General features: G+C 70.0%; 13 protein-coding genes and 1 pseudogene. 8 read left to right on the top strand and 6 right to left on the bottom strand.

What is annotated here, in order from left to right; all coding sequences use genetic code 11:
• Nucleotides 1–38: 38 nt before the first annotated feature.
• The gene (locus ACWGO6_RS06730; RefSeq protein WP_136041227.1) at nt 39–671 is read right to left on the bottom strand and encodes a metal-dependent transcriptional regulator; all 633 of its coding nucleotides are present in this window, start codon (nt 669–671) and stop codon (nt 39–41) included.
• Between the two features lie 9 nt (nt 672–680).
• Entirely contained in the window at nt 681–1,337 is a 657-nt protein-coding gene (locus ACWGO6_RS06725; RefSeq protein WP_452326249.1) for a TetR/AcrR family transcriptional regulator, read from the bottom strand.
• Nucleotides 1,338–1,420: 83 nt separating this feature from the next.
• Here ACWGO6_RS06725 and ACWGO6_RS06720 point away from each other — a divergent pair, with 83 nt between their 5' ends.
• Both ACWGO6_RS06720 and ACWGO6_RS06715 read left to right on the top strand, forming a co-directional pair.
• Nucleotides 1,421–3,034, top strand: coding sequence for an amidohydrolase (locus ACWGO6_RS06720; RefSeq protein ID WP_452326248.1), 1,614 nt, complete (start codon nt 1,421–1,423; stop codon nt 3,032–3,034).
• 81 nt (nt 3,035–3,115) lie between these two features.
• Nucleotides 3,116–4,567 carry a Na+/H+ antiporter NhaC family protein gene (locus ACWGO6_RS06715; RefSeq protein ID WP_452326247.1) on the top strand — a complete coding sequence of 484 codons (1,452 nt, stop codon included), beginning with the start codon at nt 3,116–3,118 and terminating at the stop codon, nt 4,565–4,567.
• Between the two features lie 28 nt (nt 4,568–4,595).
• Here ACWGO6_RS06715 and ACWGO6_RS06710 read toward each other — a convergent pair whose 3' ends face one another.
• Together ACWGO6_RS06710 and ACWGO6_RS06705 are read right to left on the bottom strand one after the other, a co-directional pair.
• Nucleotides 4,596–4,895 (bottom strand): hypothetical protein, encoded by a 300-nt coding sequence (locus ACWGO6_RS06710; protein ID WP_136041231.1) that lies wholly within the window; start codon nt 4,893–4,895, stop codon nt 4,596–4,598.
• Nucleotides 4,896–4,915: 20 nt separating this feature from the next.
• Nucleotides 4,916–6,184, bottom strand: coding sequence for an Nramp family divalent metal transporter (locus ACWGO6_RS06705; protein ID WP_452326246.1), 1,269 nt, complete (start codon nt 6,182–6,184; stop codon nt 4,916–4,918).
• A 152-nt stretch (nt 6,185–6,336) separates the two neighbouring features.
• Here ACWGO6_RS06705 and ACWGO6_RS06700 point away from each other — a divergent pair, with 152 nt between their 5' ends.
• Nucleotides 6,337–7,017 carry a TrmH family RNA methyltransferase gene (locus ACWGO6_RS06700; RefSeq protein ID WP_240745012.1) on the top strand — a complete coding sequence of 227 codons (681 nt, stop codon included), beginning with the start codon at nt 6,337–6,339 and terminating at the stop codon, nt 7,015–7,017.
• Between the two features lie 68 nt (nt 7,018–7,085).
• Complete coding sequence (locus tag ACWGO6_RS06695; RefSeq protein WP_136041233.1) at nt 7,086–7,553, top strand: VOC family protein; 468 nt, start codon at nt 7,086–7,088, stop codon at nt 7,551–7,553.
• Between the two features lie 33 nt (nt 7,554–7,586).
• Here ACWGO6_RS06695 and ACWGO6_RS06690 read toward each other — a convergent pair whose 3' ends face one another.
• A complete protein-coding gene (locus tag ACWGO6_RS06690; RefSeq protein WP_136041234.1) occupies nt 7,587–7,853 on the bottom strand; it encodes a hypothetical protein in 267 nt (88 codons plus the stop codon).
• A gap of 133 nt (nt 7,854–7,986) precedes the next feature.
• Nucleotides 7,987–9,309 carry an MATE family efflux transporter gene (locus ACWGO6_RS06685; protein WP_136041235.1) on the bottom strand — a complete coding sequence of 441 codons (1,323 nt, stop codon included), beginning with the start codon at nt 9,307–9,309 and terminating at the stop codon, nt 7,987–7,989.
• A 76-nt stretch (nt 9,310–9,385) separates the two neighbouring features.
• Between ACWGO6_RS06685 and ACWGO6_RS06680 the strand changes: the two are divergent.
• The 4 genes and pseudogenes from ACWGO6_RS06680 to ACWGO6_RS06665 all read left to right on the top strand — a co-directional run bounded on the left by ACWGO6_RS06680 (nt 9,386) and on the right by ACWGO6_RS06665 (nt 13,664).
• Nucleotides 9,386–9,945, top strand: a pseudogene (locus ACWGO6_RS06680) (DnaJ family domain-containing protein).
• A gap of 135 nt (nt 9,946–10,080) precedes the next feature.
• Complete coding sequence (locus tag ACWGO6_RS06675; RefSeq protein WP_452326245.1) at nt 10,081–12,066, top strand: M13 family metallopeptidase; 1,986 nt, start codon at nt 10,081–10,083, stop codon at nt 12,064–12,066.
• Nucleotides 12,067–12,177: 111 nt separating this feature from the next.
• Entirely contained in the window at nt 12,178–13,143 is a 966-nt protein-coding gene (locus tag ACWGO6_RS06670; protein ID WP_136041238.1) for a serine hydrolase, read from the top strand.
• A 119-nt stretch (nt 13,144–13,262) separates the two neighbouring features.
• Entirely contained in the window at nt 13,263–13,664 is a 402-nt protein-coding gene (locus ACWGO6_RS06665; protein ID WP_452326244.1) for a hypothetical protein, read from the top strand.
• The last annotated feature ends 11 nt before the right edge of the window (nt 13,665–13,675 follow it).

Below are 13,675 nucleotides of genomic sequence, written 5' to 3'. Positions count from 1 at the left end.
GCCGCAGGCGACGCACACCTGACCGTATTGCGGAGCCGTCAGGCGCTGAGCCAGACCACCTGTGCCGCACCGTCGGGCAGGGCCGTCTGCACGCCGTCGATCTCCACTCCGGACGCTGTCACCGTGACCGTCGATGCGACCGCCAGGCCCAGCGCCTCGAGTGCCCGGAGCAACTCCGGATCGCGGTCGTCCACGCGCAGCACGCGGCCGGCGTGCCCGGCCGGAGCGTCGGCGAGGAGCACGAACGGCTCGCGCTCGATGTGACCGTCGGCGTCGGGGATCGCATCGCCGTGCGGGTCGAATCGGGGGCGACCGAGGCGCGCATCGATGCCCTCCAGCAGCCGATCGCTGATGGTGTGCTCGAGCACCTCGGCCTCGTCGTGCACCTCGTCCCAGCCGTAATCGAACTCCTGCACCAGCCAGGTCTCGATCAGGCGGTGCCGGCGCACCATCGCCAGGGCACGGAGCGTGCCGGCATCCGTCAGTCGCACCGCACCGTAGGGCACGTGCGAGACGAGACCGGCGGCGGCGAGCTTCTTCACCATCTCGGTGACCGACGACGGGGCGATGCCGAGCTTCGCGGCGAGCACCGAAGGGGTGATGGGGGCGTCCTGCCACTCGGTGTGCGCGTAGACGGTCTTCAGGTAGTCGTCAGCTGCAGGGGATGCCACCGGACCAGCCTACGTGGTGCGCTCGCGCGCCCATGAGGTGAGGCCGTGGATCAGTGCCCGCACCCCGATCTCGAAGGTGCGGCGGGCGGGGTCGGAGCTGAGTCGCGCCCGGGCGCTCTCGGCTTCCGCGAAGGTCGGATACGTCGGAGCGAGCTCGCCCGGTGCCATGTTGTCCGCAGGCGCGAGGGCATCCAGCGCGGAGCCGATGATGAAGGACTCGAGGGCGACGATGGCATCCACGATCGTGTCGGTCGGCCAGCCGTCGTCACTGAGCAGGCGGGCGATCTGCTCGTAGTCGGCGAAGGAGGCCTCGTCGGCGTCGATCGGCGAGGTCGCCAACATCACCATGGCCTCCGGGGCGCGGATGGCGGCCTCGCGGTAGCTGTGCGCCCACGTCAGGAGCGCGTCGTCGATGGGCATCTCGTGCAGCACGGGGGAGACGAGCGCACGACTGACCTGCCCGCGCATGGCGCGGATCACGGCGTCGCGGTTGGCGAAGTGGTGATAGAGCGCGGAGGTGCGCACGCCGAGGGATTCCGCGAGCGCGGTCATCGTGAACTGACGCGGGGTGCGCTGCGCGCTGAGCCGGAAGGCGGCCTTCAGGATGCGCTCCTCGGTGAGCACCTGCGTCGACGGTCGGCCGACGCTGCGCGGAGATTTCGTCATCGTGCTCGATTCTGCTCAGGCGTCTGGTATTTTATTGAAACTCTTTCAATACCGAACGATTCACTACCGACGAAGGTACAGTCATGACCGGTTTCGACGCCGACGCCATTGTCACCGGCGCGCACGTGGTGACGATGGACCCGCGCCGCCCGCACGCCACGGCCTTCGCGGTGCGCGACGGGCGGTTCCTCGCGGTCGGCGATGACGCGCTGATCCGTGAGCTGCGCGGCCCGCGCACCGTCGTTCACGACCTCGGCGGTGCGGCCGTGACGCCGGGGCTCATCGACGCACACCTGCATCCGATCCAGGGGATCGAGCTGACCGCCGGCATCGACCTCGGGGGACTGACCACCGCTGTCGACCTCCTCGCGGCGCTGCGGACCGAAGCGGATCGAGCGCTCGCCGAAGACGCCGACCCGTGGGTGAGGGGGTGGAACGTCGACTACGACGTGTTCCACGACCTGCCGATGACGGCGGCGGCGATCGAGGACGCGGTGCGCGGGCTGCCTGCGCTGCTCATCCTGTTCGACGGACACACCGCGCTCGCGAGCCACGCGGGACTTTCCCGGGCGGGGATCACCGGCGCGCGAGAGTTCGAGGACTCGTCGTGCGTCGTCATCGACGTGAACGGGGTGCCGACCGGCGAGCTGCGCGAACTCGGTGCCTACGAGCCCGTGCGGCTGAGCGCGCCCGCGCTGACCCGCGACCAGACCCTGGCGGTCGGTCACGAGCTCCTGCGGGGACTGCGCGACTCCGGTCTCACCGGTGGCACGATCATGGACGGCGGCTTCGCCTCCCTCGAGCTGTTGGACGCTCTGGAGCAGGGGCCCGGGCTGCCGATCCGCATCGTCTCGGCCATCGACCATGAGCCCGGCTTCGACGAGGAGCGGACGGCGGCGAACCTGGCGATGCGCGACCGCCGCGGCGACCGCTGGCGCGGAGGCGTCGTGAAGCTGTATGCCGACGGCGTGGTCGAGACCGGCACGGCCTGGCTGTACGAGCCCGACACCGCCGGCACGGGGCTGGAGCCGTTCTGGAAGGATGCCGCCGCGTATGCGCGCACCGTGCGACGCTACGCCGAGGCCGGATTCCAGGTGGCGACGCACGCCATCGGCGACCGTGCCGTCGGGGAGGTCGTCGACGCGTACCTGGCTGCCGGCATCCGCAGTGCAGGGGGAGCCCCGCATCGCATCGAGCACCTCGAGACCACGACCGACCGCGACGTCGCCCGCATCGCCGCCGCGGGCATCACCGCCTCGATGCAGCCCCTCCACATGCAGTGGCGCAAGGCAGACGGCTCGGACGACTGGTCCCGCAAGCTGGGACCCGCCCGCGCCGCCCGCGCCTGGCGCGCCCGCGACTACTGGGACGCAGGGGCGCCGCTCGCGCTCGGCTCCGACTGGCCCATCGCGCAGAACGACGCGCGTATCGGCCTCGCCTGGGCGATGCTGCGCCGCCGCCCCGGAGACCGCGACGCCCCGGTCTTCGAGCCCGAGCAGGCGCTCACCCCCTACCAGGCGCTGCACGGCTACACCGTGGGCGCCGCCCTGGCCCAGGGAGACGCCGACCTCGGTCGCATCGCCCCCGGGTTCCGGGCCGACTACGCCGTGTGGGCGGAGAACCCGCTGCACGTCTCCCCGGACGACCTCCCCGACCTGCCCGTGCAGGGGACGGCCGTCGGCGGCACCGAGCCCTGACCCCCGGCTCGACCGCACCCGCCCTCACCCCTTCTCCTCCGCCCCCTTCGCACTCGCCCCCTTCACACTGAGGTGACCTCCATGCCCGAATTCGGCGCTCTCGCGCTCCTCCCCATCGTGGTGATCCTGATCGTCGCGGTCGCCACCAGACGCACCCTCTTCGCCCTGTTCTGCGGCACCATCGCCGGAGCGCTGATCCTCGGCGGCTGGGGCGGCTTCGACGTCTGGGTCGAGTACACCGGGAAGGCGCTGTCCAACGCCACGGCGCAGTGGCTGCTGCTGATCGTCGCGCTGTTCGGCATCCTCATGATGCTGTTCGAGAAGTCGGGCATCGTCACCGACTTCGCGCGGTGGGCCGAGCGGTTCGTGACCTCGCGCCGCAAGTCGACCGTGCTGACCTTCTTGCTGTCGGTCGTGCTGTTCGTCGACGACTACCTCAACGTGCTCACCACCGGCACCTCGATGAAGCAGGTCACCGACCGCTACCGGGTGCCGCGCACGCAGCTCGGCGCCATCATGAAGATGACGGCCGCGCCGATCGCCGTCCTCGTCCCCGTGTCGACGTGGGCGCTGTTCTTCTCCGGGCTCTTCGAGGCGCAGGGCGTCACGGTCGGCGGCACCGGATTCGGCGCCTACCTGCAGGCGATCCCCTTCATCTTCTTCGGGTGGGCGGCCCTCGCGGTCGCGTTGCTGATGAGCATCGGATGGCTGCCGAAGCTCGGCGTGATCAAGCGCGATGCGATCCGCGCGGAGCGCGACGGTGATGTCTTCCCGCTCGGTACCACCGATGACGAGCGGCGAGCCGAGGGCGTGGCGCTCCTGGCTGAGCTCGAGGCCGACGACCCCGACGGGTCGACCGCGCAGCGGGTCGCCACCGCGCTCGCGACGTCGGCCGAGGCGGATGCGGGGCCCAAGCCGCAGCCGTGGGGCTTCCTGATCGCGATGGCCGTGCTCGTCGGCGTCACGATCGCGACCAACGCCAACGTCGTCGCCGGCACCGCCGCGGCGCTCGCCGTGACCCTCGTGATCGTGCTCGTGCAGCACCGCCTCAGCATCCGCGGGGTGCTGGATGCCGCGCTGGAGGGCATCGAGAGCATGTTGTTCGTGATGATCCTCACCGTGCTGGCGTTCATGGTGCAGGAGATGAACATCGCCCTGCAGCTCGCCGAGTTCGTGATCCAGGTCACCGAGCCCGTGCTGACCCCGGCGCTGCTGCCCGCGATCGTCTTCGCGGTGTGCGGGATCTACGCGTACGCCACCGGATCGTTCTGGGATCTCGCTGCGGTGATCACCCCGGTCGTCCTCCCGCTGGCGCTGGCCCTCGGTGCCGACCCGATCCTCGCGGGCGCCGCCGTGTTCTCCGGCGCGGCGCTCGGCAGCACGACCTGCCTGTACGGCGACGGCATCATCCTCGCGTCGCGGTCGATCGGCATCAAGCCGATCAACCTCATGCTCGCGATCCTGCCCTACGCCGGGATCGCCGCCGGACTGTCGTTCGTGATGTACCTGGTGACGGGCTTCATCACGGCGTAGGGCGACCGACCGGTTCGGGCGGCGGGGGTCAGCTCGTCGCGGCGGCCAGGAGGCTGTACGCGGCCTGACCGGCGAAGAACAGGACCAGGAAGCCGAGCAGGGCGGCGGCCAGCGAGAGCCGGCCATCGAATCCCTCGATCTCGGCGATGCCGATCTTGCGCGCGCGGAACGCCAGGACGAGTGTGGCGACGCCGAGGGCGAGCTGCACCCACGGGCTGCCGAGGCCGATGACCTTCGGGAACGCGATCAGCAGGCCGCCGATCACGCCCGTCGCGAGTCCGATCCAGGTGAGGATGCGGACGTTGCGGCGGGCGTTCTCGGCAGACATGCTGTCGAGCCTATCCGGGGTCAGGCCCCCGTCAGCACGAGCCAGAGCAGGGCTCCGTTGAGGGCGATCAGCAGCACCGAGGCGAGGATGCCGGCGGCCGTGGTCCAGCGGCGGTTGACCCAGGCGCCGAGGGTTCGCCGCTGCGCGGTGAGCACGACCAGTGGGATCAGCGCGAACGGGATGCCGAACGAGAGCACCACCTGGCTGAGTACCAGGGCGAGTGTCGGATCGAATCCGATGCCGAGGATGACGAGCGCGGGGATCAGGGTGACCAGGCGGCGGGCGAGCAGCGGGATGCGCACATGCAGCAGGCCGTGCATGATCTCGGCACCCGCGTAGGCACCCACCGAGGTCGAGGCCAGACCGGAGGCGAGGAGCCCGACGGCGAAGAAGGTCGCCACGACCGGACCGAGTCCCGCGGCGAGAGCGGCGTGTGCGCCCTCGAGCGAGTCGGTGCCCTCGACGCCGGCGAGGTTCGCGGCCGCGAGCAGCAGGATGCAGAGGTTCACGGACCCGGCGATCACCATCGCGATCGAGACGTCCCAGCGGGTGGCGGTGAGCAGGCGGCGGATGCGCGAGGTCTCGGTGCGCACGGCCTCGTCGCCCGCGTGGGTGGTCGTGGCGCCGAAACGGTCGCGGGCCAGGGAGGAGTGCGCGTAGATCGCGTGCGGCATGATCGTCGCGCCGAGGATGGATGCGGCCAGCAGCACCGAGCCGGTGTCTTCGAAGCGCGGAACCATCCCGCCGAGCACCCCTGCCGGATCCGGCGGCGCGACGAACACGCCGGCCACGAAGCCGATCGTGATGATGGCCATGAGCCCGATGATCACGAACTCGAACGGGCGGGCGCCGCGCCGGCTCTGCACCGCGAGCAGGATCATCGAGACCGCGCCGGTGATGAGTCCGCCCAGAAGCAGCGGCACGTCGAACAGCAGGTTCAGTGCCACCGCGCCGCCGATGACCTCGGCGAGGTCGGTGGCCATCGCGACGAGCTCGGCCTGCAGCCAGTACGCGCGGCGGGCCCACGGCCGCTTCAGCCGCGCGCCCAGCACCTCGGGGAGGCTCTGTCCGGTGACGACGCCCAGCTTCGCGGAGAGGTACTGGATCAGCCAGGCCATGATGTTGCCCGCGAGCACGACCCACACCAGGAGGTAGCCGTACTGCGCCCCGGCGGTCATGTTGCTGGCGACGTTCCCGGGGTCCAGGTACGCGACACCGGCGACGAGGGCGGGTCCGAGGAGCCAGAGGCTGCGTGGTGCGCCCGCCCGAGGTGCGGCGGGGGCGGTCATCGCGGCAGAAGAACTTTTAGGCACACCGAAACCGTATCGCATTTTTCGGCGCACCTAAATATGTTTCGAATCGCGTGGCTGGTTGCATCCGCTGCCTGGATGGGACCGATTGCGCGATTCGAAGGTGCCTCCCGCGGCGATAGCCTGGCGGGATGGATGACGCCGCGCCGAACAGCACGAACCCCGACGTTCCGGCGGACGCGGTGAGCGCGGGGTCGATCGCTCAGCCCGGGTACGGTGTCGGCCCCTGGCCCGGCGGGGAGGCGGCGTGGCCCGAGGGTGAGCAGTACGACCCCGAGCTCCTCGCTGAAGGCGACACCCGCAACGTGATCGACCGCTACCGCTACTGGCGGATGGAGGCGATCGTCGCTGACCTCGACACGCAGCGGCATCCGTTCCACGTCGCCATCGAGAACTGGCAGCACGACATGAACATCGGGTCGATCGTGCGAAGTGCCAACGCGTTCCTCGCCGACACCGTGCACATCATCGGTCGCCGGCGATGGAACAAGCGCGGCGCCATGGTCACCGACCGCTATCAGCACGTCGTGCACCACGAAGACGTCGAGACCTTCGCAGCCTGGGCCGCGGCCGAGGGCATCCCGATCATCGCGGTCGACAACGTCGAGGGTGCCGTGCCCGTGGATCGCGCCGAACTCCCACAGCGCTGCGCGCTCCTGTTCGGCCAGGAAGGACCGGGGCTCTCCGCCGAGGCGCTCGCCGCCGCAACCGCCCACATCGAGATCACCCAGTACGGCTCGACGCGCTCGATCAACGCCAGCGCCGCAGCCGCCGTGATCATGTACGAGTGGTGCCGGAGATACGCCGGCTGATCACCGCCGGAACCCCTCGACAGGCCGTGGCTGCGGGCGTAGCGTGAGTGCCGATCAAGGAGGTCGACATGGCAGTCGTCACACCAATCCGCCCGTTCCTCTGGTTCGCCGACAGGGCGCAGGAGGCGATGGAGTACTACGTCTCGGTGTTCCCGAACTCATCGATCGACAGCGTGACCTTCTATCCGGACGAGAACCTCAGCGAGCACTTCGAGGGCATGACGGGGAAGGTCATCAACGGGGAGTTCACTCTGAACGGCACGCGATTCGGCTGCCTCGACGGGGGTCCGGAGTTCACCTTCAACGAGGCCGTCTCCTTTGTGATCGAGTGCGCCGACCAGGGCGAGATCGACCGCTACTGGCAGGCGCTCTCCGCGGTGCCGGAGGCGGAGGCGTGCGGCTGGTGCAAGGACCGGTTCGGCGTCAGCTGGCAGGTGGTTCCCGCCGGGCTCGACCTGCTGCAGCAGCGGCCGGAGCAGATCCAGGCGCTCATGCACATGAAGAAGATCGTGATCGCGGAGCTCGAGATCGCCTGAGCCCGCGCTGGGCGGCGGGGCTGAACAGCGCGGTCAGCCCCGGTCGATGCCGAAGAGGTGGCGGTAGATCGCGTTGACGTCGCGATCGAGGTGATCGATGCGCCCGTGCAGGGCGTGGATCTCCGTCCGCACGCTGGCGAATTCGCTTCCGATCTCTTTCCGCACGCCTTCGAACTCTTTCCGCACGCCATCGAACCCGTTCTGCATCATGCGCAGGAACATCGTCGAGATCAGCGTGATGGTTCCGAACATCCCCGCGGCGAAGACGCCGATCAGAGTCCATACCTGTGGTTCCGTCATCCCCAGCATCCCTTCAGTGTCCCCCGATCATCGTCGAGGGCGCCAGGGTTTCGGGGCGTAGTATTCCGCCGATCCCCGCGGGTGTGGGGAAGTCGCGATGGAGCGGATCGGTGCAGTTCCAGACGCCCCGGCGTCACGCGGTGGCGGAGAGCCAGCGCCCCGAGCGCACGCGCCACCCCAGGGTCCCGAGCCGCGCGAGCAGATAGACGCCGAAGAACGCGACCGCGAGCCAGACGAGCCCGGCGGTGCCGTCGACTCCGGTCGCGGCGATGATCCACAGCGCCGGCAGGAACGGCACCAGGTTCAGGCCACCGGCGATCGCCAGATAGCGAGCGTCGTTCGCGCCCATGAGCACCCCGTCGAGCACGAAGACCACCCCGGCGATCGGCTGGGCGACGGCGAGCACGAGCAGAGCCGGCTGCACGAGTGCGGCGATCTCCGCCGAGCCCGTGAACACGATGCCGAGCACTCCGGAGAGGGCGGCGATCAGGCCCCCCACGACCACGCCGAACCAGGCGCCCCAGGCCACGGTGCGGGCCAGCACGCGGTGCACCTGCTTCTCGTCACCCGCGCCGAGTTCCTTGCCGATCAGCGCCTGCGCGGCGATCGCGAGGGCATCGAGCGCGAACGCCGCGGCCGAGAAGATCGTGAACACGATCTGCCACCCGGCCAGCTCGTCGGTGCCGATGCCGGTCGCGATGCCCACGGTCGCGAGCAGGGCGACGCGCAGGCTCACGGTGCGCAGGAACAGCCACCCGCCCGACGTCGCCGTGCTGCGCATGCCGGCGCGCTGCGCACGGAGCGAGGCGCTGTGGCGGGTGGCCAGGCGGCGGACGACGAGAGCGTACGCGGCGACCATGCCCCACTGCGCCGTCACGGTGCCGGCGGCGGAGCCCGCGATACCCCACCCGAGTCCGTAGATGAAGAGCCAGTTGAGGAGCGCATTCGCGCCGAAACCGAGCCCGGCGATCCACAGCGGCGTCATGGTGTCCTGCATGCCGCGCAGCAGCCCGGTCGCGGCGAAGACGATGAGCATGGCCGGCAGGCCCCACATCGAGATCACGAGGTACTCGTTGGCCTGGGCGGCGACGGCATCGCTCGCGCCGAACAGGGAGACCAGCCACGGCGAGGAGACCGCGCCGACGACGGCGAGCACCGCGCCGAGTCCGAGCGCGAGCCACATCCCGTTGATGCCGACGGAGACGGCCTCGCCCGGTTGCCCCGCCCCGAAACGACGCGCGACCGCAGGGGTGGTCGAGTAGGCGAGGAACACCATGAGCCCGACGATCGTCTGCAGCACGGCTCCCGCGATGCCGAGGCCGGCGAGCGGCGTCGTGCCGAGGTGGCCGACGAGCGCGGCATCCACGATCAGGAACGCGGGCTCCGCGATCAGCGCGCCGAGCGCCGGGACCGCCAGGCGCAGGATCTCTCGGTTGAGGGAGGCGCGCGCGGTCATCCTCCGAGCCTATGACCTGGGGCCGACCTCGGCCGTCCGCGCCCCCGAGGGCCGTCGTAGGGTGGAACGGAATCGGATGCCACGGAGGTGCATCATGACGGATCCCAGGGAAGCTGCCGCGCGCTACCGCGCGAAGCAGCAGCACGCCGAGGATGCGGACGAGGATTCGGGCGTCCCGCCGGGGGCCGGCGCCGCCGTCGACAGGGCCGCCTTCATCGAGACGGCGATCCAGGTGGCGATCCGTCGTGGCGAGTTCGACGACCTCCCCGGCGCGGGCAAGCCGCTGGAGGGGCTCGGCACGCACCACGATCCCGATTGGTGGATCCGCCGCAAGATCGAGACCGAGAACCTCACCGGGCTCGGCCCGCCCGCCATCCTGCTGCGCACCGAGGACCGGGAGCTGAACGACCAGGTCGACCTGCTCGGCCGCAGTCGGATGTGCGCGATGTGCTCGACGACTTCAACAAGCGCGTGCGCGAAGCGCGCCGTCAGCTCCAGGGCGGGCCACCTGTCGTGACCGAACCGCGGGACGTCGATGCCGAGGTGGTGGCCTGGCGCGAACGTCGGGCTGCGCGACCGGCGGCTGCCCCCGTGCCGGAGCAGCGGCGCCGACGCTTCGGCTGGCGACGCCGCTGACGTCGGCTGCGCTTCCCGCGGTGAAAAGCACTTCGGTCGGCCGGATGCCGCGAATCCGGCCGAACGAAGTGTGATCGGCCGAGGGAAGCGCAGGGAATCGGGCCGAAGTCCGAGGGGCGTCCTAGGCTGGTGCGCATGACTGACGTTCTTCCCGTGGGCCTCGCCCTTGATGAGTTCAGCTCCGACATCCGCCCGCAGGACGACCTCTATCGCCACGTGAACGGCGCCTGGCTCTCGCGCACCGAGATCCCGGGCGACAAGGCGCGCTGGGGTTCGTTCCACCTTCTCGCGGAGCAGGCCGAGAAAGACGTCAGGGCGATCATCGAGGAGTCGCAGGATGCCGAAGAGGGCACACTCGCCCGCAAGATCGGCGACCTGTTCGCGAGCTTCATGGACACCGAGCGCATCGATGCCGCCGGTCTCGCGCCACTGGCCGACACCCTCGCCGAGGTCGACGCGATCGACGGCATCCCCGCGTTCCTGCGCACGGTCGGCGCCTACGACCGCGACGGCCGCGCGGCCGTGATCGGCATGTACGTCGACGGCGACCCGGGCAACCCGGAGCGCTACGTGCCCGTGCTCATGCAGGCGGGTCTTTCCTTGCCGGACGAGAGCTACTTCCGCCTCGACACGTTCGCCGACACCAGGGCCGCCTACCGAGCGCACCTCGAGCGGCTGCTCGACCTCGCCGCGGTTCCGGATGCCGCAGCGAACGCCGACCGTGCCATCGCGCTCGAGACCGAGCTCGCGGGGCACCACTGGGACAACGTGCGCAGCCGCGACGCCGTGGCGACCTACAACCTCAAGACCTGGGACGAGCTGCAGGAGCTCGCCGGTGTCGACCTGACCCCGTGGCGCGAGGCGGTCTCGCCGTCGAACCCCGCGGCCTTCGACGAGGTCGTGGTGTCGCAGCCCAGCTTCTTCGAGGGGCTCGGATCGCTGCTCACGCCCGAGCGTCTCGACGACTGGAAGGCGTGGCTGCGGGCCAAGGTCGTGCACGCCGCCGCTCCCTACCTCACCGACGATCTGGTGCAGGAGAACTTCTCGTTCTACGGCACCGAGCTCACCGGAGTCCCGACGATCCGCGAGCGCTGGAAGCGCGGTGTCTCGCTCACCGAGGGCGCGCTCGGCGAGGCGATCGGCAAGGTCTACGTCGAGCGGCACTACCCGCCGACGGCGAAGGCCGCGATGGACGAGCTGGTCGCGAACCTGATCGAGGCCTACCGGCAGAGCATCACCGAGCTCGAGTGGATGACGGCCGAGACCCGCGAGCGCGCGCTGGCCAAGCTCGACTCCTTCACCCCCAAGATCGGCCACCCCGAGGTGTGGCGCGACTACTCGAGTCTCGAGATCGACCGCACCGACCTGTTCGGCAATGTGCGCCGGGCGTCGACCTTCGAGCACGACCGGCACGTCGACAAGGTCGGCAAGCCCATCGACCGCCTCGAGTGGCACATGCCGCCGCAGATGGTCAACGCGTACTACAACCCCTCGATGAACGAGATCGTGTTCCCGGCGGCCATCCTGCAGTATCCGTTCTTCGACGCGAGCCGTGATGCCGCCGCGAACTACGGAGGAATCGGAGCGGTCATCGGGCACGAGATCGGTCACGGCTTCGACGACCAGGGCAGCCGCTACGACGGCGACGGCCGACTGCAGGACTGGTGGACCGACGCCGACCGCTCGGCGTTCGAGGAGCGCACCAAGGCCCTCATCGCGCAGTACGACGCGCTGGTGCCCGAGGGGCTGGATGCCGAGCACCACGTCAACGGCGCGCTCACGATCGGCGAGAACATCGGTGACCTCGGGGGTCTCGGCATCGCGCTCAAGGCCTATGAGCTGTCGCTGCGCTCCGACCCCTCGGTCGCTGAGCCTGTCGAAGGGCCGGTCATCGACGGGTACACGGGTGTGCAGCGGCTGCTGCTCTCGTGGGCGCAGGTGTGGCAGCAGAAGAGCCGCGACGCCGAGACGCTGCGGCTGCTGACCATCGACCCGCACTCGCCGAACGAGTTCCGCTGCAACCAGATCGTGCGCAACATCGACGCGTTCTACGATGCATTCGGCGTGAGCGAGAACGATGCCCTGTGGCTTCCCGAGGCATCGCGTGTGACCATCTGGTGACCAATCGTCGCACTCGGTGAGGCATCCCCCGGCGGTGGGGTTACGATATCCCTGCCGCTGGGGAGCGCCTCCCCTCGGTATCCTGCAAATCCCCCCTCCTAAGGATCACGCGTGGGCGCTCTCGAGCCTGGTGAAGGGTTCCGCAACTCCTCGGCCCCGGAGTCTCTCGGCGGTGCGCCGGAGTCCGCCACGGCGGGCCGCCGCTCGCAGCGGACCAGTCGTCGCCTCCCGCGTCGAGCCGCCCTCGGCCGCCGCTCCTTCACCGCCACCCTGCGTGCGCTGGAGGGGCTGGTCGATTCCGGCGCCCAGGTCTCGGTGCACGTCGTCGACCTCGACAATCATGTGCACGTGCTGGCCGGCGACGATCACGTGACCATGCCCGTCGCGGGGCTCGGCGTGGTGCCACTGCTGATCGAGGTGGCCGCCGGTTTCCAGAGCGGTGCGCTCGATCCGTTCGAGATCGTCGAGCGCGAGAGCGTCGACGCCGTCGAGAGCTCCGGTCTGTGGCGGCATCTGCACGCCCCGGCTCTGCCGCTCGAGGATCTCGCCGTGCTGGCCGCGACCGCCGGCGATCCGATCGCCGTGAACGCCCTGCTGCAGAAGGTCGGCCACGACCGGGTGCGCGAGCGCATCGAGTCGCTGGGCCTGCGCCGCACGGCCCTGCTCGACCGCTTCCGCGACCGCCGCGGGCCCGACGACGCCCCTCAGGTCGCCGTAGGCTCCGCCCGTGAACTCGCCGGTCTCTTCTCGGCCCTCGTGAACTCGCAGGTGGTCGATGCCGCGGTCAGCGCCCAGGTGTCGGAGTGGCTGAGCCTGAACCAGGACCTGAGCCTGGTCGCGGCATCCACGGGCCTCGACCCGTTCGCGCACGACCACGACGCACACGGGCTGCTGTTCGTGAACAAGACCGGCCGCGACCGCGGGGTGCGTGCCGAGGCGGGTGTGCTGGCGGGGCCGCGCGCCGGCGTCGCCTACTCGCTCATCGTCTGCTTCGACGACCTCTCGATCACGCACCGACTGCGCGCGCACGACGCCTTCCGGGTGCTCGGTGTCGAGCTCATGGAGTACACGCACTGAGATCGTGCGCACGCCGCAACAGGCGATCACGCCAGAACAGGCGATCACGCCAGAACAGGCGAGAACCTGAAGAATCGGCCTGATCCCGCCGGGTTGCCTGTGCTCGCTAGCATCGAGGGATGCCGAAACCCGACTGGACCCCGCACCGCCGCGACGACGGAGAGCTGCTCGGCTGGATCCATCCGGCGGGCGATGACTGGGTCGCCGTCGATGTGCTCGGTCGACCGGCATCCGACCCGACCGAATGGCTCGACGCCGAGGTGGCACTCGAGGAGCACGGCATCGCCTGGCTCGCCGACCCGTGGATGCTGGAGGGCGAGGGGGACCGCCCGCTGCGGGTGCGCATCCTCGAGGTCACGCCCGACGAGGAGGGTGCGCCGGGTCGCATCGTGGTGAAGGTCGACGACTTCGGAGACATGACCCGTCCGGCGACCGCGCAGTTCGTCCTCGCGTGGCCGATCCCGGACCGGCTGCGTCCGCCGCGGCACGATGACCCGGACCCGCGCGCGATCACCCGCTGACTCGGGGGAGA

The organism is Microbacterium sp. NPDC055665, assembly GCF_053618035.1.
This window is presented reverse-complemented; position numbering and strand designations above follow the sequence as displayed.

Bases quoted from the DNA above. Each gene is read 5' to 3' on its own strand.
- ACWGO6_RS06725 (WP_452326249.1), bottom strand. From the start codon at position 1,337: ATGACGAAATCTCCGCGCAGCGTCGGCCGACCGTCGACGCAGGTGCTC.
- ACWGO6_RS06720 (WP_452326248.1), top strand. From the start codon at position 1,421: ATGACCGGTTTCGACGCCGACGCCATTGTCACCGGCGCGCACGTGGTG.
- ACWGO6_RS06715 (WP_452326247.1), top strand. From the start codon at position 3,116: ATGCCCGAATTCGGCGCTCTCGCGCTCCTCCCCATCGTGGTGATCCTG.
- ACWGO6_RS06710 (WP_136041231.1), bottom strand. From the start codon at position 4,895: ATGTCTGCCGAGAACGCCCGCCGCAACGTCCGCATCCTCACCTGGATC.
- ACWGO6_RS06705 (WP_452326246.1), bottom strand. From the start codon at position 6,184: ATGACCGCCCCCGCCGCACCTCGGGCGGGCGCACCACGCAGCCTCTGG.
- ACWGO6_RS06700 (WP_240745012.1), top strand. From the start codon at position 6,337: ATGGATGACGCCGCGCCGAACAGCACGAACCCCGACGTTCCGGCGGAC.
- ACWGO6_RS06695 (WP_136041233.1), top strand. From the start codon at position 7,086: ATGGCAGTCGTCACACCAATCCGCCCGTTCCTCTGGTTCGCCGACAGG.
- ACWGO6_RS06690 (WP_136041234.1), bottom strand. From the start codon at position 7,853: ATGACGGAACCACAGGTATGGACTCTGATCGGCGTCTTCGCCGCGGGG.
- ACWGO6_RS06685 (WP_136041235.1), bottom strand. From the start codon at position 9,309: ATGACCGCGCGCGCCTCCCTCAACCGAGAGATCCTGCGCCTGGCGGTC.
- ACWGO6_RS06675 (WP_452326245.1), top strand. From the start codon at position 10,081: ATGACTGACGTTCTTCCCGTGGGCCTCGCCCTTGATGAGTTCAGCTCC.
- ACWGO6_RS06665 (WP_452326244.1), top strand. From the start codon at position 13,263: ATGCCGAAACCCGACTGGACCCCGCACCGCCGCGACGACGGAGAGCTG.